The organism is Streptomyces sp. NPDC050287, from assembly GCF_044459385.1.
Lineage (GTDB): Bacteria > Actinomycetota > Actinomycetes > Streptomycetales > Streptomycetaceae > Streptomyces.
On the sequence record NZ_JBITIY010000005.1, the window covers coordinates 167,026 to 188,333 of the forward strand.

The 21,308-nt window shown below is 69.8% G+C and carries 23 protein-coding genes and 1 pseudogene; 10 read left to right on the forward strand and 14 right to left on the reverse strand.

Annotated features, from left to right (window positions below; all coding sequences use genetic code 11):
- Window positions 1-30 precede the first annotated feature (30 nt).
- Window positions 31-297, forward strand: coding sequence for a hypothetical protein (locus ACIBK3_RS19415; protein WP_266586841.1), 267 nt, complete (start codon window positions 31-33; stop codon window positions 295-297).
- Here the strand turns inward: ACIBK3_RS19415 and ACIBK3_RS19420 are convergent.
- From ACIBK3_RS19420 to ACIBK3_RS19430, 3 genes are read right to left on the reverse strand one after another with little or no spacing between them, the layout of a single operon-like run.
- Window positions 282-1,133: a 3-hydroxyacyl-CoA dehydrogenase family protein gene (locus ACIBK3_RS19420; protein ID WP_266586843.1), complete on the reverse strand. Its 852-nt coding sequence runs from the start codon at window positions 1,131-1,133 to the stop codon at window positions 282-284. The two genes, ACIBK3_RS19415 and ACIBK3_RS19420, sit on opposite strands and share 16 nt — an antisense overlap.
- Window positions 1,134-1,158: 25 nt before the next feature.
- A complete protein-coding gene (locus ACIBK3_RS19425; RefSeq protein WP_266586845.1) occupies window positions 1,159-2,682 on the reverse strand; it encodes a class I adenylate-forming enzyme family protein in 1,524 nt (507 codons plus the stop codon).
- Window positions 2,683-2,698: 16 nt separating this feature from the next.
- The gene (locus ACIBK3_RS19430) at window positions 2,699-2,998 is read right to left on the reverse strand and encodes a hypothetical protein (RefSeq protein WP_269646729.1); all 300 of its coding nucleotides are present in this window, start codon (window positions 2,996-2,998) and stop codon (window positions 2,699-2,701) included.
- 448 nt (window positions 2,999-3,446) lie between these two features.
- Here ACIBK3_RS19430 and ACIBK3_RS19435 point away from each other — a divergent pair, with 448 nt between their 5' ends.
- A complete protein-coding gene (locus ACIBK3_RS19435; protein WP_266586849.1) occupies window positions 3,447-4,310 on the forward strand; it encodes an alpha/beta fold hydrolase in 864 nt (287 codons plus the stop codon).
- 75 nt (window positions 4,311-4,385) lie between these two features.
- Here the strand turns inward: ACIBK3_RS19435 and ACIBK3_RS19440 are convergent, their stop codons facing one another.
- Window positions 4,386-5,153, reverse strand: a complete 768-nt coding sequence (locus tag ACIBK3_RS19440) for an enoyl-CoA hydratase-related protein (RefSeq protein ID WP_266586850.1) — start codon at window positions 5,151-5,153, stop codon at window positions 4,386-4,388.
- 382 nt (window positions 5,154-5,535) lie between these two features.
- Between ACIBK3_RS19440 and ACIBK3_RS19445 the strand changes: the two genes are divergently transcribed.
- The gene (locus tag ACIBK3_RS19445) at window positions 5,536-6,570 is read left to right on the forward strand and encodes a TetR/AcrR family transcriptional regulator (protein WP_266586852.1); all 1,035 of its coding nucleotides are present in this window, start codon (window positions 5,536-5,538) and stop codon (window positions 6,568-6,570) included.
- Window positions 6,571-6,883: 313 nt separating this feature from the next.
- Here ACIBK3_RS19445 and ACIBK3_RS19450 read toward each other — a convergent pair whose 3' ends face one another.
- The 7 genes from ACIBK3_RS19450 to mftA all read right to left on the reverse strand — a co-directional run bounded on the left by ACIBK3_RS19450 (window position 6,884) and on the right by mftA (window position 13,346).
- Window positions 6,884-8,149, reverse strand: coding sequence for a cytochrome P450 (locus tag ACIBK3_RS19450; RefSeq protein ID WP_266586854.1), 1,266 nt, complete (start codon window positions 8,147-8,149; stop codon window positions 6,884-6,886).
- Between the two features lie 132 nt (window positions 8,150-8,281).
- Window positions 8,282-9,676 (reverse strand): mycofactocin biosynthesis glycosyltransferase MftF, encoded by a 1,395-nt coding sequence (gene mftF, locus ACIBK3_RS19455; RefSeq protein WP_266586856.1) that lies wholly within the window; start codon window positions 9,674-9,676, stop codon window positions 8,282-8,284.
- Window positions 9,673-10,440 (reverse strand): mycofactocin biosynthesis peptidyl-dipeptidase MftE, encoded by a 768-nt coding sequence (gene mftE / locus ACIBK3_RS19460; RefSeq protein ID WP_266586858.1) that lies wholly within the window; start codon window positions 10,438-10,440, stop codon window positions 9,673-9,675. Before mftE ends, mftF begins: the two co-directional genes overlap by 4 nt.
- Window positions 10,437-11,639: a pre-mycofactocin synthase MftD gene (mftD, locus tag ACIBK3_RS19465; protein WP_266531798.1), complete on the reverse strand. Its 1,203-nt coding sequence runs from the start codon at window positions 11,637-11,639 to the stop codon at window positions 10,437-10,439. Before mftD ends, mftE begins: the two co-directional genes overlap by 4 nt.
- Window positions 11,640-11,642: 3 nt before the next feature.
- Entirely contained in the window at window positions 11,643-12,893 is a 1,251-nt protein-coding gene (gene mftC, locus ACIBK3_RS19470; RefSeq protein WP_266586860.1) for a mycofactocin radical SAM maturase, read from the reverse strand.
- Complete coding sequence (mftB, locus tag ACIBK3_RS19475) at window positions 12,890-13,180, reverse strand: mycofactocin biosynthesis chaperone MftB (protein WP_266586862.1); 291 nt, start codon at window positions 13,178-13,180, stop codon at window positions 12,890-12,892. The genes mftC and mftB overlap by 4 nt, the downstream gene beginning before the upstream one ends.
- Before the next feature lie 16 nt (window positions 13,181-13,196).
- Window positions 13,197-13,346, reverse strand: a complete 150-nt coding sequence (gene mftA, locus ACIBK3_RS19480) for a mycofactocin precursor MftA (RefSeq protein WP_266586864.1) — start codon at window positions 13,344-13,346, stop codon at window positions 13,197-13,199.
- Between the two features lie 113 nt (window positions 13,347-13,459).
- On the opposite strand from mftA, the gene mftG reads away from it, so the two are divergent.
- Window positions 13,460-15,022, forward strand: coding sequence for a mycofactocin system GMC family oxidoreductase MftG (mftG, locus tag ACIBK3_RS19485; protein WP_266586866.1), 1,563 nt, complete (start codon window positions 13,460-13,462; stop codon window positions 15,020-15,022).
- An 11-nt stretch (window positions 15,023-15,033) separates the two neighbouring features.
- Here the strand turns inward: mftG and mftR are convergent, their stop codons facing one another.
- On the reverse strand, window positions 15,034-15,690 hold the full coding sequence (mftR, locus tag ACIBK3_RS19490; RefSeq protein ID WP_266586868.1) for a mycofactocin system transcriptional regulator: 657 nt from the start codon (window positions 15,688-15,690) through the stop codon (window positions 15,034-15,036).
- A gap of 280 nt (window positions 15,691-15,970) precedes the next feature.
- On the opposite strand from mftR, the gene ACIBK3_RS19495 reads away from it, so the two are divergent.
- The 5 genes and pseudogenes from ACIBK3_RS19495 (at window position 15,971) to ACIBK3_RS19515 (ending at window position 18,904) form a co-directional block, all read left to right on the forward strand.
- A complete protein-coding gene (locus ACIBK3_RS19495) occupies window positions 15,971-16,261 on the forward strand; it encodes a hypothetical protein (RefSeq protein ID WP_371649096.1) in 291 nt (96 codons plus the stop codon).
- 55 nt (window positions 16,262-16,316) lie between these two features.
- Window positions 16,317-16,679, forward strand: a pseudogene (locus ACIBK3_RS19500) (transposase family protein); the annotation flags it as partial.
- A gap of 134 nt (window positions 16,680-16,813) precedes the next feature.
- A complete protein-coding gene (locus ACIBK3_RS19505; RefSeq protein WP_266586870.1) occupies window positions 16,814-17,851 on the forward strand; it encodes a transposase in 1,038 nt (345 codons plus the stop codon).
- 184 nt (window positions 17,852-18,035) lie between these two features.
- On the forward strand, window positions 18,036-18,464 hold the full coding sequence (locus ACIBK3_RS19510; protein WP_369124158.1) for a transposase: 429 nt from the start codon (window positions 18,036-18,038) through the stop codon (window positions 18,462-18,464).
- A 2-nt stretch (window positions 18,465-18,466) separates the two neighbouring features.
- The gene (locus ACIBK3_RS19515) at window positions 18,467-18,904 is read left to right on the forward strand and encodes a transposase (protein ID WP_266586872.1); all 438 of its coding nucleotides are present in this window, start codon (window positions 18,467-18,469) and stop codon (window positions 18,902-18,904) included.
- A gap of 54 nt (window positions 18,905-18,958) precedes the next feature.
- Here ACIBK3_RS19515 and ACIBK3_RS19520 read toward each other — a convergent pair whose 3' ends face one another.
- Window positions 18,959-19,366: a nuclear transport factor 2 family protein gene (locus tag ACIBK3_RS19520; protein WP_266586874.1), complete on the reverse strand. Its 408-nt coding sequence runs from the start codon at window positions 19,364-19,366 to the stop codon at window positions 18,959-18,961.
- 119 nt (window positions 19,367-19,485) lie between these two features.
- On the opposite strand from ACIBK3_RS19520, the gene ACIBK3_RS19525 reads away from it, so the two are divergent.
- Window positions 19,486-20,088: a TetR/AcrR family transcriptional regulator gene (locus ACIBK3_RS19525; RefSeq protein WP_266586880.1), complete on the forward strand. Its 603-nt coding sequence runs from the start codon at window positions 19,486-19,488 to the stop codon at window positions 20,086-20,088.
- A 216-nt stretch (window positions 20,089-20,304) separates the two neighbouring features.
- Here the strand turns inward: ACIBK3_RS19525 and ACIBK3_RS19530 are convergent, their stop codons facing one another.
- Entirely contained in the window at window positions 20,305-20,886 is a 582-nt protein-coding gene (locus ACIBK3_RS19530) for a group II intron reverse transcriptase/maturase (protein ID WP_266586882.1), read from the reverse strand.
- Window positions 20,887-21,308 lie beyond the last annotated feature (422 nt).

Sequence of the window (21,308 nt, forward strand, 5' to 3'; positions counted from 1 at the left end):
GCCGCGCTGCACCTGGTGCACCGCCACGGGGTGACGTCGGCGGAGGGGACGGCCTTCCACCTTGCCGGGCTGCTCAACGGGGCCGAACGCACCGGCTTGGGCACAGGCCCTCTCACCGACTACCTCGTGCGTGACGAGACCCCACCGTCCGCGCTCGTCGAGTGGGCCGCCCGTGCTGCCGGCACCGATCCGTGCCTGACCAGGCCGGCCGGGCAGGAACCCGTGCTCACCGAGCCACCCCGCGGGCCGGGGAAGACCGGCCGGACGGCCCTCGTCAGCCGTCAGTCGTACGTGTAGAAACCGCGCTTGGTCTTCCGGCCCAGCCAACCCATCCGTACGTACTGCTTGAGCAGCGGCGGGGGCCAGTATTTGGGATCGCGGTACTCCTCGTACATGCGCTCGGCCATGTCCTGGACGATGTCCAGGCCGATCAGGTCGCTGAGCCTGAAGGGTCCCATCGGGTGGTTGAAGCCGAGCCTGAGGACCGAGTCGATGTCCTCCATCGAGGCCACGCCGCGCTCGAAGGCGCGGATGGCGTCCAGGAGGAACGGCACGACGAGCAGGTTGCCGATGAAGCCGGGCACGTCCTTGATGATGACCGGGGACTTTCCGAGGGCCTTCGACAGATCGACGGCGGCCCGGACGGTCTCCTCGCTCGTCGCCGGGGTGCGGATGACCTCCACCAGGTCCATGAGGGGGACCGGGTTGAAGAAGTGCAGGCCGACGACCCGCTCGGGGGCGGACGTCTCGGCCGCCATGATCACGAGCGGGATCGTCGAGGTGTTCGAGGCGAGGACCGCGGTGGCAGAGGCGTGGCGCTCGAAGTCGCGGAAGAGCTCACGCTTGAGGTCGACGTCCTCGAACGCCGCGTCGATCACGATGTCGGCTCCGGCGATGTCCGCCCGGTCCGTGGAGGTGCGCAGGCGGGCCAGTGCCTGGGCTGCCTGTTCCCCGGTGAACTTCCCCTTCTCGACGAACTTCGCCAGCCCGGCGGCGACCCGTGCCCGACCTGCCACTACGGCCTGCTCGTCCCGCTCGACGCCGACCACGTCGAAGCCGAGGGAAACGGCCGTCTGCGCGATACCGGCCCCCATGGTGCCGAGGCCGACTATCGCGAGTGTCTTGAACTCCACGCGCACTCCTTGTCTTCGGGTGCTGCTAGAGCACGGGTGTCCTGGTGGACTCGGAGGCCCCGGTGTCCTTGTCGATGTCCGCGACCAGCTTGCGGCGCAGTACCTTGCCCGTCGGCGTGGTCGGGAGTTCCGGCAGGAAGACGATGTCGTCGGGGGTCTTCGAGCTGCGCAGTCGGCCGCGGACGAACTCGCGCAGGACGTCGGCGTCCGGCCGCACGCCGGGCTGGACGACGACGAACGCGCCGATGCGCTGCCCCCATTCGTCGTCCGGGATGCCGGCCACGGCCACGTCCGCCACCCATTCGTGCTCGGTGAGCACGCTCTCGATCTCCGATGGGGCGATGTTCTCGCCGCCGCGGATGATGGTGTCGTCGGACCGGCCCTCGACGAAGATGAAGCCGTCCTCGTCGATATGGCCGCGGTCACGGGTGGGGAACCAGCCGGCGCTGTCCAGCCGACTGCCGGCCTCCAGGTATTCACCGGCGACCTGCGGGCCGCGTACGACGATGTCTCCCACCACGCCGGGAGGGCACGGCAGCCCGTCCGGGGCATGGACCTCGATCTCCACGCTGGGCAGCGCACGGCCCACCGACCCCAGTCTCGCGCGCACGGCGGGATCGTCGCTCGCGGCGGCCGTACGGTGGTCGTCCGGTCCCAGCACCGCGATGGAGGAGGCGGTCTCGGTGAGGCCGTAGGCGTTGACGAAACCGGTGCCGGGAAAGAGCCGCAGCGCCTCCACGAGCACGGGTACGGCGATCTTCGCGCCGCCGTACGACATCGACCGCAGCGTCGAAGGGCCCCGCACGCCGGAGTGGACGAGTTCGCTGACGATGCGCACGAGCATCGTCGGCACCACCATCGCGTGCGTGACGGCCTGGGTCCGGACGCGATGCAGCCAGTCGGCGGCGCTGAAGTGGTCGAGATACACGATCCGGCGACCGGCGTACAGGTTGGAGAGCAGGTTCGCGACGGCGGCGATGTGGTAGGGCGGCACGCTGACGATGGTCGCGTCGCTCTGCTCGGCCGACGCGAACTCGACGGAGCCGAAGATGTAGGACGTCAGGTGCCGGTGCCGCAGTACCGCGCTCTTCGGGGCGGCGGTCGTCCCGCTCGTCATCAGCAGCACGGCGATCGAGTCGGGGTCCGGGTCGGCGGGCTCGGTTTCGTGATCGGCGGCAACGGCCGTCGGTCCGGCGAACTCCTCCAGCGTCACGGCCGCCATGCCCCGGACCCGCTCGGGTGAGTCGGTTATCACGAGCGGCCTGGCCTGGCGGCCGAGGACGTCGTCCAGCTGCTCGTCGCTCAGCCGGTAGTTGACCGGCAGGAACGGCACGCCGGCGGAGGCCGCGGCGAACAGGGCGACCGGAAACGCGGGACCGTTGCCGCCGAGGTAGACGACGGTGCCGGCATCGGCGGCCCGGACGAGATCCGCGCCCGAGCGCGCCCGTCGGGCGAGTTCGCGGGCGGTGAGGCCGTCCGTGCGGTCACCGATGAGGATCCGGTCGGGCATCCCCTCGACCACCATGTCGAGGAGCATCGTGAGGTTCATCGCGGGTGCGGTCCGTTCAGTCGGACGCCGGCAGCGCCTTGGCTGCCTTCTGCGTGAGTTGGCTGTCGCCGAAGGTCAAAGGGCCGATTCCGGCCTTGGTGCACAGCACCTCGATGCCGCTGGCGTCGTCCGTGTACCGCTTGCCGAGCTGGATCGGTGGGCCGTCGCTCACCTGTGGGGCGGGGGGATCGGGGGCCGTCGTGCGCATCTCCGCGCCGGCGCACATCAATACCGCGGGGCTGGCGGAACCCTTGACGACGATGACTTCGCACGTCGAGTTCTGTCCGCGCAGCCGGTTGCCGACCTGCAAACTCATATCGTCCTCCTCGGCGACGGGCATTGCTTGGGCACTGCTGATGCCGTCCGTCCCGCAGAGCGGCCGGGGCCGTCTGGAAGGGATGCCGCATCACCCATACCGTAAGGTATATAGTACAGGGGTCAATAGGTGCGAGGGGTGCGACGGTCGGATCGCGCGCCGGGCCGACTACTGGGACACGAGTCTGCCGGGGAGATGATCCAGGGCGAGGACGTCTCGCCCCTGGTTCCCGCCGCGTACTGAAGTCGCACACGTACGGCAGGTGCCGGCGGAGCCTCCGCGGGAGGCGGGACCGGTGCCGGCGTCAGGAAGATCCCCGTGCAAGCAGGCTTGTCGGCTGCGCGACCGCGCAACTCCTCACTGCACGCTGCGCCGAGAGGTGCCGCGTGCGCTGACCGGCGACGTGCGGGCGGAGGAAGTGACCCGAGAGATGGGAGGGTGCAACCGCATGACCTGGACCGAGCCACTCATCAGGCGGATCCCCGCCGCCGGCGTGGAACTGGCCGCCGAGGAATATCCGGTGGACGCGCCGAAGGGCACCGCGCTGTTCCTGCACGGCGGGGGCCAGACCCGCCATTCGTGGAAGGGCGCGGCCCTGACGCTTGCCAGGAGCGGCTGGCGCACCTTCTCGCTCGACACCCGCGGTCACGGCGACAGTGGGTGGGCGCCGGACGGGGACTACTCGATGGACGTCCTCGTGGCCGATCTCGTCGCCGTGGCAGCCCGGGTCGGTGAGGGCGATCCGCGTCCTCCCGCGCTGATCGGCGCGTCGATGGGCGGCCTGACCTCGCTGCTGGCCGTCGGGGAAGGGCTGGTGGACGCTCGCGCGCTCGTGCTCGTCGATGTCGCCCCTCGCATGGAACGGGACGGCGCCGAACGGGTCTCCGGGTTCATGCGCCGCCACGTCGACGGCTTCGCCACCCTGGAGGACGTCGCCGCCGCGGTGTCCGAGTACAACCCGCAGCGTCGGCGTCCGAGAAGTCCGGACGGGTTGCGCAAGAACGTGCGCCTGGCCGAAGACGGCCGCTGGTACTGGCACTGGGACCCGGCGCTGGTGCGGCGGGACGCCGACGGGCCCAGGCGGCAGCCCGACCCGGAGCGGCTGCGCGAGGCGGCCCGCGCCATCGGCGTTCCCACCCTCCTGGTCCGCGGTGCCCAGTCGGACGTGCTCAGTGAGGAGGGGGTGCGCGAGCTCCTGTCGCTCGTGTCCGGCTCGCGCGCGGTCGACGTCGCCGGCACCGGCCATATGGTGGCCGGCGACGACAACGACGCGTTCATCGACCAGGTAGGGCGATTCCTCGGCACCGTGTGACCGCGCAGACCCAACGGGTCCTGGGCCTCCGTGACCCGTCCGGTCCTGCGGTGGGTCACCCCCGCCGGGGGTGACTCACCGGCCCTTCCACTGCGGTGCGCGCTTCTCCGCGAAGGCGCGAGCCCCTTCGAGCGCGTCCTCGCTCTTGAACACCTTGGAGTTTTCGGCTTCCTGCGCCGCGCGCGCCGCGGCGACGCCTTCGGTGAGCGTCACGCGCATGAGCTTCTTCGTCGCGAGGACGCCGAGCGGGCCGTTCTCGCCGATACGGCGGGCGAACTCCAACGCGGCGCCGACCACGTCTCCGGCTGGAACGACACAGTTGACCAGCCCCAGCGCACACGCGCGCTCGGCGTCGATCAGATCTCCGGTCAGCCCGAGTTCGAGAGCGATCGCGAGGGGGATGCGGCCGGGCAGCGTGGTTCCGCCGCCGGCGGCGAACAGGCCGCGCTTGACCTCCGGGATGCCGAACCTGGCCTTGTCGGAGGCGACGACGATGTCGCAGTTGAGCAGGAGCTCGAACCCTCCGGCGACGGCGGTGGCGTTGGCGGCACCGATGACGGGCTTGGGGTACTCGCCTCGGCTGAACATCGTGAAATGCGTGTTGTCGGACTCCGGCCCGGAGGAATCGGAACCGGAGGCGAACGCTTTGAGGTCCATGCCGGCGCAGAACGCCCGGTCGCCGGCACCGGTCAGCACCACCGCGCGTACCGCGTCGTCGTCCAGGCAGTCACGCAGCGCCCGCGAGAGTTCGGCGATCAGGCCGGGGCTGAGGGCGTTGCGCTGGTCGGGGCGGTTGAGTGTGATGACCTCGGCAGAGCCTTCACGACGTCGGAGCAGATCCATCTCGACCGCCTTTTGGTGGGTGTTTCGCTGAAGGGTGTCCGGCCCGGCGGCCCGACCGTCTTCCGCCGGTGGTGTGGCGCCGGCATACAGTCGGTTGCGGGACTGCGGCGGCCAGGCGCGTGCTCTACCGGTATTCTATCCGGTAAAGGTTCCGGGAATGATTTCGGTAAGCTACCACCGGCTGATCGGAGGGACAACGGCGCGGTGCAGCTGTCGGAGGGGCCGTGACGCGGGGCCGACACCATCGTGGTGCTGCTCGAGATCGTCGGTCGGGCGCGGGTCAGGCTGATGCTGTTCGTTCCCCGGGCGGAAGGCCGGTGCCGAGGCGGTGCGGTGACGGCTGCTCACAGGAATCGCCGACGACTCGTCGAGCGTCCGCCGCGTGGCGGAACGGATCGCGGGTGAGGTGCCCGTTCCGACCCGGTTCACCAGAACCGCGCTGAGAACCAGCAGGCGGCGACGTGGTCCGGGGCGGTCGACCAGCCGTCGCGGCAGCGTTACGGTAATCCCTTACCGTATGCCATGCCGGGAGGCATTGGCTGGTACCGTGTCAGTCAGTTCGGAGCGCGGGCTCGGCCTACGCTCGGGCCGGGCCGGTGGGGTGGTGACAAGGAGGAGAAGCAGCGTGACCAAGGCCGATTCCGCCGGGACGCGTAAGCGTCGTCAGCGTAACTCGATCAACGCCGAGGAGATCCTCGGGGGTGCCTTCGAGGTCGCGCGGGGCACCTCGCTCGACCAGCTGAGCATGCCGATCCTCGCCGAGCATCTGGGTGTCGGCGTCACCAGCATCTACTGGTACTTCCGGAAGAAGGAAGAGCTGCTCAATGCGATGACGGACATCGCCGTCGACAAGTACCTGCGGCTGATGCCGGAGGTCCGGGCGGATGACACCTGGCAGAACATGCTGTCCTCGCACTTCCGCGTGCAGCGCGAGATCCACCGCGAGGATGCGGTCCTCTCCGATCTGCTGTTGATCCGCACCTCCACATACAGTCGTGAGGCGACCCGCCGCATCATGGAACTGCTCGAGTCCGTGGTGGCGAAGCTGGTCGCGGACGGTTTCACGCCCGACAACGCGATGATGGTGTGCAACGCCATCGGTGTGTACACCCGCGGTTCGATCATCCACGAGCGCATCCTTCGGCTGGCCAACGCGCCGATGACCGACCCCGCCCGCCAGCGTCGCATCACGGACTGGTTCCACTTTCCCGTCCTGGACGGCTTGATCGACCGCCATCCGATCTCCGGGACGAGCGACGAGGACTTCGAGTTCGGCGTTGCGCGCCTGATGTGCGGGTTCGAGGTACTCCACAGCGAGCAGAGCCAGGGGCCTCGCAGGACGTCACGCGGATCGACGGCCGCGCGGAGCACGACGACCGCCCGTAAGGCCCCTGCTCGCAAAAAAGCCGGATCCTGACGGCTTCCGGGGATCGCTGCGACACCGGGCCGGTTCGGCCGTGTCGAGGCCGGTTCCCGCAGGGCTCGGCCGACAGTCTCCCAGGCGCATCAGGCCGTTCGCGTCCTCGTGGGATGCATGTCGCCAAGGGCTGGGCCGGAGCCTTGGGCGCCGTGTCGGCCGGGCAGGTTCAGAGCCGCTCGCCGGGCGCGGTCACCAGCGTGGTGCGACGCCCGGCGGCGACGAGCCTGCCGCCGGGCCCCAGTGTGCTCGTGACGCAACCGGGCCCTGCCTGGACGGGAACCGGGACCCTCGCGGTTCGGCTCGCCGGCCGCTACCTGCGGACGGCGGCAGGGTCCCACCGCAGGGGGAGGCTGTTCAGCCCCAGCAGCATGCTGCGCGATTCGTCGAACGAGATGTCCGGATCGATCTCGTACACCGGAATGCGCTTGTGCCACTCCTCGTAGGCGATCACCAGCTCCTGTCGCGCGAGGTGAGACCCGAGGCACCGGTGGGGCCCCGCACCGAACGCCAGATGCGAGATGTCGGTGCGGTCGAAGTCGACCGTCGTGGCGTCCGGGAAGTGCTGCTCGTCGCGGTTCCCGGACGGCAGGCTGAGGATGAACCGCTGGCCCTTCTTCACCGGGCAGCCGTCCACTTCGGTGTCGGTCATCGCCGTCCGCACGATGTTCACGACCGAGTAGACGCGGAGGAACTCCTCGATCGCGTTGGGAATCACCGACGGGTCGGCCGCGATCCGCTCCCGGTCGGCCGGATGGCTCGCCAGATGGTGGAAGCCGTAGCCGAGCGAGGCGGTGACGGTGTCCAGACCGGCCTGGAACAGCAGGAGATAGAAGGAGAGCAGCTCCTGGTGCGGGATCGGCTCACCGTCGATCTGCCAGTCCATGGCGCGCGAGATGAGGTCGGAGCCGCGCTCCTCGGCCGGCGTCTTCCTGCGCTCCTCCAGGATCTGCGACAGGTATGCGGTGACCTCGGTCTGGGCCCGGACCGAGGTCCGGTACGCTTCGGCCCGATCCGTCGACTCCGGGTGCAGGATGTCGGTCTCCCACGCGATGAACTTGTCCAGTTCTTCGACCGGCAGGCCGATGATGTGCTCAAGGAAGATGCTGGTCGGGAACCTGAGCGCGAATTCCTTGGCGAAATCGCAGTGACCGCGGTCGATGAACCCGTCGATGATTTCGTTGACGCGCGCGCGGAGGGAGCCTTCCAGGCCGGCGACGGTGCCGGGTGAGAAGGACGAGGCGAGCAGCCTTCGCCACTTCACGTGGACCGGGCCGTCGATCTGATGCGGCACGAGGGTGAATGCCGCCTCCTTGCCGGTCACCGGATCGTAGAACTTGCTGTGGAACACGTCGGCGCGCTGGGCGACCTCCTGCACCAGGTCGTAGGTGGTGTAGATGATCTGGCCGGTGCCGAGCGTGTGTGCCGGTCCGGCGTCCCGCAGGGAGTCCAGTTCCGCGTAACCGGCGAGCGGTTCGCGGCTGCCGCCCTGCATCACCAGGTCACTGTAGGGGCATCGCTGTGCGATCAGCGCATCCCGCTCATCCGCATCGCTCGTGGTCTGCTCCGTCTGCGCCATGTCGCTCCTTCGCGCTCCCGCATCCGTGCAACGCTTTTACTGTTGCAAGTCCCGTGATGCTTACGGTAACGACTCCAGTCGTCGGTCACAATGGACGGGACGACTGTTTTCGCCGGGCGGGAACGGTGACGGTCACCGCGGCTGCCGCAGCCGAGGCCGCAGAGCCGCAGTGGAGCGTCCCTTGATGGCGGACCACCACACACCGGCGCCGTAGGCGAGGTCGTCGAGGCGGCGTGCGACGCCGTACCTCAGGGGATCCAGAGCGGCGCCCTGGTGCAGGTATTCCAGAGCGACGTCGGCGACCGCGGCCAGCGCGGTGGCCCGGCGTGCCCGGCGGGAGATCGTGCAGCCGGCCACCGTGAGGGGCCACCAGTGCCGGGTCAGCAGCGCGGACGTCTGGGCGAGCGCGCCGAGCGCGCCCATGGCCGTCAGTGAGCAGGCCAGCCGTACCGGGTGCTCCGTGCCGTCCAGTTTCCGGCAGACGCGCAGGACGGTCGTCGCGCCGACGGCGCCGGCCACCGGGAGCGACCAACGGCGCTGGGCGACAAGGGCGAGGACGAAGGCGCCGCTCCAGGGGGCGAGGACCGCGGGCGCGATGAACTCGGGGTGTCGTTCGGCGAGCGGGTGCGCTCCCGTCCCGTAGGCGGCCTTGCGTCGAAACCAGTCCCCGAGGCGGCCGCGGTGCTCGTGGGCGGCATAGACCGAGGGCTCGTAGCGCACCCGCCACCCGCTCTTGATGGCGCGCCAGCCGATGTCGACGTCCTCGCCGATTCTCAGCCGCTCGTCGAAGCCCTCGCCCAGGGCGTCGACGCGTGCGACGGCGCAGGCCGTGGAGGCCCAGGAGACGGGTGTCCCGGGGCGTACCAGGGCGGGACGGCTGCCCAGGTCGAGTGAGGAGCGTGTGCGCTCGTACCGTCCGATCCAGGTCTCGGAGCCGGGTGTTTCGAGAGCGGTCACGCGGGGGACGGCCAGGGCGACCCGCGGGTCGCAGAAGTGCCGCAGCAGTGTCGGGACAGTGTCCTTGGGCAGGACGACGTCGGAGTCGACGAAGACCACATACGGCGTGCCGACCAGGCGAAGGCCTGCGTTACGGGCTCCGGCGGGACCGACGTTGACCCTCAGGGGGACGAAGCGCGCGCCATGCCGTGCGGCGGCCGCCTCGACCGGAGCGCGGTGAGTCGACGCGTCGTCGACCACGATCACCGGGGTGTCCGGCCCGATGCTCGCCAGCAGGCGGTCGAGCTCGCGCGGGCGGTCGCGGACGGGGACGACGACCGTGTACCGGGGGTCGTCGGGCAGGGGCAGGGCGCGGACGACCGGGTGCGCCAGCCCCGCCTCCAGGAGCCGGTCCGCCAGGAGGGCGCCCGCCCGGTCCCGTACGTGGACCATACGACCGGTCAGCAGTGGACGTGCCCGCCGGGTCAGGCGCAGCAGCCGCAGGGGGGAACCACCGAGGAGGGTGCGGCCGCCGTCCAGGACGCGGGTGTCACGATCGAGCGCCACGACGAATCCGAGGGGCAGCGTCATCTCCCTGCCGCCTTCGTGCCAGGTCGGTCCCGTGCCGCGGGGTCCAGGAGGCGGCCGCGCTCGTCCGTCGGTGCGGCGGTGATCTGGCCGACGAGCCGGGACACCATGGTCCGCACATGCCGGCGGCCCTCCTCGGCCGAGGCGCCGGCCGGATTACCGAGCACACCCGACGGCGAGACGGCTTTGACGCCGTGGGCCGTCAGCAGAGGCATCAGGACATCCAGCGGGCGGGTGTCGCCGGCGACGGCCTCGAGGATCCGTACCTCCTCAGGGGCGAGATACAGCATGAGCGAGGTCTCGGTCCGGCCGGCGTGCGCGTCGCCTCCCGTGATGCCGCACCCGGCCCAGGCGACGGCGTGCCCCTCGGCGCGCAGGGCGCCGAGGGCTGCGTCCAGGGTGGCGGTGTTGCCGCCGTGGCCGTTGACGAAGACGACGCGCCCGGCCCACAGCGACAGGGAGCGCACGGTTTCGACGATCACGGCGTGCAGGGCCTCGTGTCCGAGGGAGACGGTGCCGGGGAAGCCGGCGTGCTCGCCGCTGGCGCCGTAGGCGAGCGTGGGCGCCACCAGGGGCGGCGGGGTGAGACGGGCGGAGAGTTCCTCGGCGGCACGGCCGGCTACGGACTCGGCGATGACGCTGTCGGTGTTCAGCGGCAGATGCGGCCCGTGCTGCTCGGTCGAGCCGATCGGCACCAGGACCAGGCTCTTGGCGGAAACGGTGGGCCAGGCCCGGTGCGCGAGCCGGTCGTGCCGTGCCGTCGTCATCCGGCGACCGGGGCGGGGGCACTCGTGCCGCCGAGGGTCAGGGCGAACCCGGGAGGAATCACCAGGTCGTCGGGGGACAGCTCGTGGACGGACGAGCGGCCCAGACCCAGCACTGCGGAGTCGAGGCCGCCGCGCAGGATGTCCAGCACGTTCTCGACACCGGCCTGGCCGTTCGCCGCCAGGCCCCACAGGTACGCGCGCCCGATCAGGACGGCCCGGGCGCCGAGCGCCAGTGCCTTGGCCACGTCGCTGCCGCGCCGGACGCCGCCGTCGAGCAGGACTTCGATGTCATCGCCGACGGCGTCCACGACGGAGGGGAGCACCCGGACGGTGGCGGGGGTGGTGTCGAGGTTGTTGCCGCCGTGGTTGGACACCGAGATCGCCGTCACCCCGGCGTCGACGGCCCGTTTGGCGTCGTCCACCCGGGTCACGCCCTTGAGCAGGAAGGGCCCGCCCCACTCCTTGCGGAGCCAGGCGACGTCCTCCCAGGTGGGCGGGGTGGTCTGCATCCACTCGCCGTAGGCGCCGAAGAAGGTGGGTGCTTCGCCGCGCGGGGGGCGGAGGTTGGGGACCGTGAGGTCGGGAAGCCGGCCGGAGCGCAGATACGTCCACAGCCACCGGGGGCGGGGCAGCACGTCGGGAGCGAACTTCGCCATGGTCCTCACGTCGAGCTTGTCGGGGATTTGCGGGCTTCCCCAGTCGCGGCCGTGGGAGAAGGACCAGTCGAGGGTGGCGATGAGCGCTTTGGCGCCCGCGGACCTGGCCCTGTCCATACGCTGCACCATGCTGTCCCGGGTGCCGCTCCAGTACAGCTGGAAGAAGGTGTCGGTGTTGGCCTGGACGACCTCCTCCACCGGTTTGCTCGCGAAGGAGCTCAGCCCCATGATGACGCCCCGGTTCGCCGCGGCCCGCGCCACGGCGACCTCTCCTTCCGGGTGCACGGCCTGCACACCGGTGGGAGAGATCAGCACGGGGAACGCCGTCTCGACGCCGAGGACGGTCGTGGTCAGGTCGCGTTCGGCATGGTGGCCCACGACGTGCGGGGCGAAGCCGAGGTCGACGAAGGCCGCGGCGTTGTCGTCGATCGTACGGCCGCGCTCGGAGCCGGCGACGAGTGCTCCGTAGACGCTGCTGGGCAGGCGTTTTTTCGCCCGGCGCTGGGCCTCGGCGACCGTCTCGAACCAGGGGTTGTGGGGCATGCGTCAACTCTTCTCGTGCTGGGGTGACGGAGTCTGGGCGAGCCGCAGCCCGGCCAAGGGGTCCTGGGCGCAGTCGCTGACGGGAGGGCGTTCCAGGTCCGCGCGGCGGGCCGGCAGCGGCAGGTCGACCGGCCGTCGCCGGGAGTGGTCCTGGGAGGGGCGCGGCAGGAGGGCCCGGTCCGCCGGGCGTTCGGCCAGCAGATCCTCGCCGTAGCCCTGGACGCATTCGGGGTCGGGGCCGTCCAGCGGCAGCCCGGTGAAGAACTTGGCGGCCATGCAGCCGCCCTTGCACGTGTCGTAGAACCCGCAGGAGGCGCAGGCTCCGCCGGTCTGAGGCGAACGCAGGTCGCGGAACAGCGCGGACTCCCGCCACACCTCGGTGAAGCCGCCGGGATCGCGCACGTTCCCGGCGAGGAACTCGTCGTGGATCGCGAAGGGGCACGCGTACACGTCCCCGACCGGGTCGACCAGGCACACCACCCGGCCGGCGCCGCACAGGTTGAGGCCGGGCAGTGCCTGACCGTAGGCGGACAGGTGGAAGAACGAGTCACCGGTCAGCACCGACTCGCCGTGTGCCAGCAGCCAGTCGTACAGCAGGCGCTGCTGCTCCCGGGACGGGCGCAGGTCGTCCCAGACATCGGCGCCGCGGCCGGACGGGCGCAGCCGGGTGAGCCGCAGCTGGGCGCCGTAGCGGTCGGCGAGTGCCTTGAAGGCGTCCAGCTGGGGGATGTTGTGCCGGGTGCACACGACGGAGAGCTTGAAGTTCTTCATCCCGGCCGCGGCGAGGTTCTCCATGGCCCGAAGCGCGGTGGCGTACGAACCGGCCCCGCGCACCGCGTCGTTGACCTCCGGGGTCGCCCCGTCGAGGGAGATCTGTACGTCGACGTAGTCGTTGCGGGCCAGCCGGCGGGCCGCCTCGGGGGTGATGCGGACGCCGTTGGTGGAGAACTTCACGCCGACGTGGTGGCTGGTGGCGTAGTCCAGGAGGTCCCAGAAGTCGGGGCGGACGGTGGGTTCGCCGCCGCCGATGTTGACGTAGAAGACCTGCATGGCCTCCAGCTCGTCGATGACGGCCTTCGCCTCGCTCGTGCTCAGCTCGCGCGGGTCGCGCCGTCCGGAGCTGGACAGGCAGTGCGCGCAGGACAGGTTGCAGGCGTAGGTGAGTTCCCAGGTCAGGCAGATCGGCGCGTCGAGGCCGTACTCGAACAGGTCGACCAGCCGGGTGCCGTGGGCGGGTAGTGCCGGTGAGGTCATGGGGCGGTCCTTTCGACGACCATGGACGACCGGGCCAGGGCGGTCAGGGCCGTGGTGAAGCGGGGGAGTTCGGCGGCGCCGACACCGGCTTGCGCGCAGGCGGCGCGGGCGGTGGGCACGTGCGGCAGGGCCCGCAGGACGGCGAGCAGGCGGAGGTCCTTGACGAACGACAGCCGGCGGGTGCCGAAGTGGTACAGCAGCGCGCCGAAGGGTTCCGGCCGCACGGAGACCTGCGGATGCAGGTCCCAGGCGCGGTCGATGTCCATGTCGGCGTTCACGGTGGGCACGCTGGTCCCCGTTCGCCTAGTAGACGCCGCACATGCCGTCGATCGAGACCTCCTCGATGAGGTCGTCCTCCTCGATCAGCGACTCGGGGGCCAAAACGTCCCCGGCGCCGGACTCGGCGTCGGCAACAGGGGCGGCCTGCGGGGGCAGGGAGTGGAGCGGGCTCATGCGAACCTCCTCGACGGCCGCGGCGATCCGGTCCATCGGACGGTCCCGGTGCCGCGGGTTCCTGTACCGTGAGGCTAATGGCACCCGGTGTCAAAACGGAAGGGTCGTGCGTCATGCCGAGGAACGGCCCTGGTCGGCGCCCCGATGTCGTCGTGGTGGGGGCCGGCGCCAGCGGTGCCGCGCTGGCGGCGCGGCTGAGCGAGGACCCCGGCCGCTCGGTACTGCTGCTGGAGGCCGGACCGGTGCCGCGTCAACTGTCGGACTTCCCACCGCAGTTGCTGGACGCCCGGCTCGTCCCCGGTGCGCAGGCGCAGTGCGCCGCGGTCTCGCACCACCCGGTCCGCCTCACCCCGGACCGGCCCTACTCGGTACCGCGGGGGCGGGTACTCGGCGGTTCCACCACCGTGAACGGAGGCTATTTCGTACGGGCCCGGCGCGAGGACTTCGCCCGCTGGGCGGCCGCGGGCGGGGCGGACTGGTCGTACGACCGCATGCTGCCGTTGCTTCGCGGCCTGGAGACCGACCTGGACCACGGCGCCGACGCCGTGCACGGAGACCGGGGACCGGTACGGATCCGGCGCACGGACCTGAGGCATCCGGCCGCCGCGGCGTTCTGTGACGCCGCCCGCGAACTGGGCCTGCCGCACGAGCCCGACAAGAACGCGCAGGACGTTCCGGGCTTCGGCCCGGTTCCCACGAACACGGTGGACGGTCTGCGGGTCAACACCGGCATCAGCCATCTCCTGGGCGCCCTCGGCCGGCCCAACCTCACGGTGACGGGCGACTGTCCGGTTCACCGGGTCGTCGTCCGCGAGGGCCGGGCGAGCGCAGTCGTCGTCGAACACGACGGTGGGTTCGAGGTACTGGAGGCCGGCGAGGTCGTGCTCTGCGCGGGAGCCTTCGCCTCCGCGCACCTGCTGCACCGGTCGGGAATCGGCCCGGGTGCGGCGCTGACGCGGGCGGGCATCCCCGTCGTGCTGGACGCCCCCGCGGTCGGAGCGCGGTTCAGCGATCACCCCCAGGTGGTGCTGGAGTGGGCGCCCCGCGGTGACCTGGCCGAACCCGTGGGATCCTGGCTCGGCGGTGCCCTGCACGTGTCCTCGTCCGACGGCGCGCACCCGGGCGACCTGGAGATCCTGCAGTCACTCGTCCCGATGGCCGGCCTGACCACCGGACGCACGAGCGTGGCGGGTGCCCCGCTGGCGTTCCTGGTCTCCGTACAGACGCCCCGCACGAGCGGCCGCCTGCGAACGAGGTCGGCGGACGCGGCGGACCCACTGGACATCGACTACGGCTATCTGCGCACGGCCGGCGACCGGCGCCGTATGCGTGAAGCCGTCCGCGTCACCGCGGCCCTGCTCGGTGCCGCGGCCTTCGGCGAGGTGGCGTCGGGCCTGGTGGACCCGGACGCCACGACCCTCGACGACGACCGTCGGCTCGACCACTGGATCCGGGCCGGGCTCAGCACGGCTCAGCACACGTGCGGAACGGTCCCCATGGGCCCGGCGGACGACGCCCGAGCGGCCGTCGACGGCTACGGCAGGCTGTACGGGCTGAGCGGGCTCCGGGTGGCGGACACCTCGATCCTGCCCACGGCTCCGCTGCGTGGCCCGGCGGCCACCGCGGTCCTCATCGGGGAGTTCGTGGCCCGTGCGATGCGGCACGGCCCGGACTGACGGGGGCGAGATCAGCAGGCGGCGTCGCGGGGCGGGGGAGGGGCCGTCCGCACCGTGCCGAGGCCCGCGCCCACCTGCTCGATGGTCCGGCCGAGCAGACGCGACAGTTCGGTTCCGGGCTCGCTCAGCCAGTGCTCGTACGCCGCCATGGCCGCCGCGAGGAGGGCGTAGCCGGCCAGCCGGGGCACCATGTCCGTCGGGGGCAGGCCCGTGCGTGCCGCGACGAACTCCGTGACGACGGCCCGCCACGAGGCATAGCGGAGGGTCGAATCCGCCTGCAGCGTGGGCACCCGCAGGATGAGCTCCATGCGCTGCCGGTGCCAGGGCACCTCCACGGGATCGAAGCTGTTGAACTCGACGACCGCCTCGCGGAGCGCGTCGACCAGCGGCGCGTCCGTGGAAGTCGCCGCCAGCAGCTCGCGCAGCCTGAGCAGGTGTTCCTCGAAGTCGCCCCAGACCAGGTCGTTCTTGGAGGAGAAGTAGCGGAAGAAGGTACGGCGGCCGATGCCCGCGGCCGCGGCGATGTCGTCCACCGTGGTGTCGTCGAAGCCCTGACGGGCGAACAGCTCGAACCCGATCCGCTCCAGCTCGGCCCTCGAGGTCACGCGCGGCCTTCCGGTCCTGGCCGGCTCGACCGTGACCGTCGCGTCGCCGGGCGGTGACTTCACGGGGACTCCTTCCGGGGAACGGGGCGGTACGGCCGACCCGGAGCGTCGACCACTCCGCCTTCGAACATATACCGGCCTTAGACCGGTGCCGCAGAGCTGGTCCTCTTCTGCCGGCCGAACTTGCCCGCCCGGTCAAGCTGATGGAGTCCTGCGGCGCAACTGCGTGTAGGTCACCGACTCCGGAGGCCGGCTGACGATAGACGGGGTCGCGACCGCTTCCGCGCCTACCGGCTCGGCCACCGAGCTCGGCATCCGGGCCCACCGCAACCTCGCCCTGGACGTGACCAACACCGGCGTCGCCGTCGAGAACGGCGTCACCCGCATCGACGCCTCCCTCGACGGGCGGGGAATGGGTGCGGGAAACCGCCCGCCGAAGGCGTTGATCGCGGTCGCCGACCTCATGGGCTGGGACCACGGCTGCGCGACATGGGCCGGTCGGCATCGGACTGTCTCAGCCCCGCCTCGACGAGACCGCCTTACCCTTCAGTCACATATTGGTCACTCGTCCAAGACGCTGCGACACAATGAGCCTTTTCCAACCTCTTGCGCGGGTTGGGCAGTTGGTCTGTGAAGCCCCTGATAGATGGGCTTTCGACCAAGAGAACCGTCTCCACCAGAGGCTTCGCATGCTTGTTTACCCGTCCGGCGTCGACGTGTCCAGTTCTGCCCTCCGCTTACTCTCGGCCCGCCTGAGAACACACCGTCATGCTCTTGGCACCCGATGGCGGCGCCTGAGCGCGGGCCGACAGGCCCTGCTCACCCTCACCCATCTCCGCAACGTCCAGCCCTACGCCCAGCTCGCGGCCGGTTTCGGGATCGGCACGACCACCGTCTACCGGTACATCACAGAGGCCGTCGATCTCCTGGCTGCCCTCGCCCCCACACTCGCCGAAGCAGTACGGGCCGCGTCGATGAAGGCGTACCTGATCCTGGACGGGACACCTCTGCCGATCGACAGGATCGCCGCCGACCGGCCCTTCTGGGCGGGGTGGTTCGAGCGGTCGGAGGGGTGGCCGCGATGTCGATGGGTTCAGGTCCGGGGCGGACGATTCCGCCGTTGACGGTTCGGATGGCGCGGGCGAGCAATCCACGGGGCACAGTGGCCATGCGGGTGCGTGACCGGTTGGACGAGCTGTTCACCGATGAGCACTTCGCCGACTGGTATCCGGTTGACGGGCGGAGGGGGTTGTCGCCGGCTCGGCTGGCGATGGTGTCGGTGTTGCAGTACGCGGAGAACCTCACGGACCGGCAGGCCGCCGAGACGGTCCGCTGCCGGATGGACTGGAGGTACTGTCTGGGCCTCGAGCTGGACGATCCGGGCTTCGACCACTGCGTGCCCAGCGAGTTCCGGGACCGTATGGCCCAGGCTGACCGGGCGGATCGGCTGCTGGCCGTGATGGTCGACCACCTGGCGGCTGCGGGCCTGGTCAAGCGGCGTGGTGCGGTGCGCACGGATACCACTCATGTACTCGCGGCCATTAGGAAGCTGAGCCGGGCGGAGTTGGTCACCAAGACCTTGCATGCCGCTCTGGAGCAGCTGACTCTGGCGGATGAGGTCTGGCTGGCGTCATTGGTTACCGCGGATTGGGCGGACCGGTACGGACGTCCGGCCATCTACCATCGGCTGCCCAAGGGCAACGCGGCGCTGGAGGAGTACGTGCTGCAGGTCGGCGCGGACGGGATGCGGCTTCTGTCGGCTGTTTTCAGCGCTGAAGTCCCGCCGCGGCTGAGGGCGTTGCCGCAGGTGGAAATTCTGCGGCGAGTGTGGGTGCAGCAGTACTCGTTCGACAGTGCAGGGCGGCAGCGGTGGCGGGGACCGAAGTCCACCAAGGACCGGTTGAACAGGCGCGACATGCCACACAGAGCCGCTTCGCGGCCCGAGGCCACGGGAAGGCCCAACCCGGAGAAGGCCAGTGTCCCGTGGGCCAGCATGGAGATTATCTCTCCCTATGACGTCGAGGCTCACTACAGCCAGAAGCTGACCGCGTCGGGAAAGAAGGAGTGGATCGGCTATCGCGATCACCAGAGCGAAACCTGTGGCGATGGTCCGCACGTGATTGTGCAGGTCACCACCAGGCCGGCGCCCGAGCAGGACATCGACGCCCTCGAACAGATCCACCGGGACCTGGTCCGGCAGGGGTTCACGGTACATCACTCCTGAATCCATCGACCGGGCCGCCCGCACCCACGGGGTGGCACTGACCGGCCCGGTTCGGGCCGACCCGAGGGCTCGTGAGCACCCCGGCCTCACCAAGGCAGACTTCACCCCCGACTGGGACGCCCGCACCCTCACCTGCCCCCGTGGAGTGACCAGCCATCCCTGAAGGTGACCCGGGGTGACGGGCATGAACGGCTGTCCGTGTGCTGTTCCCAAGCCGGCCTGCCGGGCCTGCGAAGCCCGGCAGGCCGGTTTGGGCACCACCGACGACCGCGCTCGGCACATCATCTTGCTGCCCCAGCCCCTGCAGGAGATCCAGACACGGGTCCGACACGAACAAGACACCCTCCAGTGGCGGCAGCACTATGCGGTCCGGGCCGGCTGCGAAGCCACCGTCTCCGAAACCGTCCACGCCCACGGACTACGGCACTGCCGCTACCGAGGCATGGCCAAGACGCACGTCCAACACGTCCTGACCGCCGCCGGAACGAACATCATCCGGCTGAGCGGACACTTCCCGCCAGGCACCTCACCACCACGCCGGCCCCGTCCCGCCAGCCGATTCAAGCGACTCTGTCGAACCCTGACTAACCGAAGATCACCAACAGCATCCTGAAAGTGAGCCAGAGCCCTTCGCGTGACACGCCCCCGCCACCCCGACCCCGCTCGACCCGGACGATCAGCCGCTGGATCCTGACTCGTCCCGACCGGCTCCACGACGACGAACAGCGCCAGCTCAATGACGTTCGTGCGTGCTGCCTGGAACTCGACGCGCTCAGCCGTCACGTCGGCGCGTTCGCGTACCTGCTCACCCGCCCGACCGATGCCACGGTCACCGACTGGATCACCGCGGTCCGCGCCGACGACCTCCCCGCGCTACGCACCTACGCGACCGGCCTCGAACGCGATGTGGACGCCGTCACCACCGGCCGGACCTTGCCCCGCAGGTCCGGTCCCGTCGAAGGTCACGTCAACCGCATCAAAATGATCAAAAGGCAGATGTACGGCCGCGCGAACTTCGACCTCCTCCGCAAACGCGCCCTCCTCACCACATGATCGACAATGGCGCCCGAAGAACGGCAGTGCCCGCACCCCACGGCCGACGAGTGGTCAGTAGGCCGCCGGGACCAGCACGCTGGTGTCCTCACCAGTCATCATCTTCGCGGGCAGCCCGGTGTCCCAGTAGTCCGTCCACCGGGTGATCATGCCGTCGCGGACAACGAAGGCGCCCATGACCGGCACGCCCCGCACACCGTCGGGGGTTCGGATCATGTCGAGGCGCTCGGTCAGGACGACGTCGCCGTCGACCGCCAAGTTGATCGTCTTGTACTCGTAGGAGTCGGGGAACGCCGCGAATTGGCCGGCGAGGTTCTCCAGCACGGCCGCGGCCCCAGTCGACGCGGGCATGCCGGTGTTCTGGTAGACAGCGTCCTCGGCGAGGAACGGCCGCAATAGCTCCGGGTCCCGCTTGGCCATCAGGTCGCAGAACTCACGGACGATACGAGACGGGTCACTCATGGCGTCACTCCTTCAGCACTCTCGGTCACATACAGACTGTATGTCTCTCATTCACCCTGTAGGTGGACTATACTGAGGTGGTGGACAGCGGTCAACGGACATCGGCAACCCGCAGCACCGTGAGAGCGGCACGGGTAGCTGAACGTGCGGAGACCACCCGCTCCGCCCTGGTCACGGCAGCTCGGCGGCTGTTCGTCGAGAAGGGCTACTTCGACACCAGCACCGAGGAACTCGTCGCGGCGGCCGGCGTCGGTACCCGAGGGGCGCTCTACCACCACTTCGCCGGCAAGAAGGCGCTGTTCCTCGCCGTCTTCGAGCAGGTCGAAGAAGACCTGCTCGCCGCCGCAGACACCACTAGCAGTAGCAGCGACGACGCCCTTGCCCGCCTCCGCCACGGCTTGCTGGGATTCCTCGACGCCTCCCTGCAACCCGAAGTGCAGCGCATCCTGCTCATCGACGGACCCGCCGTCCTCGGCTGGCGCGAATGGCGAGCGATCGAGGAACGCTACGGACTCGGCGCGATCCACGCCCTGCTCGAACTCGCGGTCACCGAAGGAACCCTGCCCGACCAGCCCCTCGATGTCCTCGCCCACATACTTCTCGCCGCCATTGACGAAGCAGCGCTCTTCATCGCCAGCGCCGACAACCCGGTCTCCGCCCGAGATCAAGCCGTCAGTGCCGTGGACCAGCTACTCGCAGGACTGGCAGTTACCCTGCGCTAAAGGTGCCGCAACCGTTCGCTGAGCAGGCCCGGGGCGCGGCGCCGGGATTGCTCCCGGTCCGTTTCTAATAAATATCCCCGGACCTCTCGCCGAACCCGCCGTGCCGTTGGGTAGGCCGCCAGCGAGGTGCCTGTGACCAGGCCCTTTTCCAACGGCCCCCCACCGAACCCACCGTGCTAGATTTCCCAGCAGTGGGCTCTCCAGTGCCTTTTCTTCTCATGAGTTCTGCCGCGAGTGGCTCGCACCGTAGTGAATGCCCTCGTGGCAGACGCGACAGACGACCAGGGGCTTTCGACGGCGCGCGGCCATCATCTGAGCCCAGGCGGGCTTGGCGACCCGCCCCCGGACGTTCAGGTCTTTCAGGTGCCGAATGTGGTGCACTTCGACACCGTCATGCGACCCACACATCTCACAGGTGTCGGCGAGCAGGCGCTTGACCACTTCATTGCGCGCGCTGTTCCACACCTGCGTCGGATGGTCGTCGAGACTGCCGATCCTGATCTTGTGCCGAAGTGAAACTCCGCCCCACTGCGCCACCAACGGCTTTCGCCCTTCGCCGCGTTCGACGGTGACCTGGAGTCCCCGACGGGGGCCCTGGTCGGTCTTCAGTACGGTCCGGTAGCGCTGATGAATCCTGGAGACGCGGACGCGATACTTCCGCGCGAGCGTCTTGACCAGGGAGCGCTGCATCACGTACTTCAGCCGTCCTAAACGGTGAACGTTGAAAGCGAGTTGATAGTAGCCAGCAATCCCGCGGAACTCGGTCTGGTACTGGGCGACAATTGGGAAATCTAGCACGGTGGGTTCGGTGGGGGGCCGTTGGAAAAGGGCCTGGTCACAGGCACCTCGCTGGCGGCCTACCCAACCGCACGTACCGTTCGGGAAGGGGCCGTCGGAAAAGGACCTCCTTGGAGGCACCTCGCCGGCGGCCTACTTCACTACACGCGAACGCTCGATGATGCTTCGATATCGATACCCCCGGAGATGGGATGAACCGCTGGGGGGCAAGGCTGGCCGCTGCGAAGCGGCAGGCGGCGGCTGGTGACTAGCCTCGATCTTTCGCGCGCCCAGCAGGCTCGGAGGTCTTCGTGATGTAGTTGATCTTGAGTCGTAAGCTCGTTGTCGCCTGCCGGTGGGAGTCCGGTCCGGGTAGCTGCCAGGAGGCCCGGTAGCAGACTGGCGGCGTCGGGGAAACGCCCGGCGTCGAAGCCCAGTGTCGA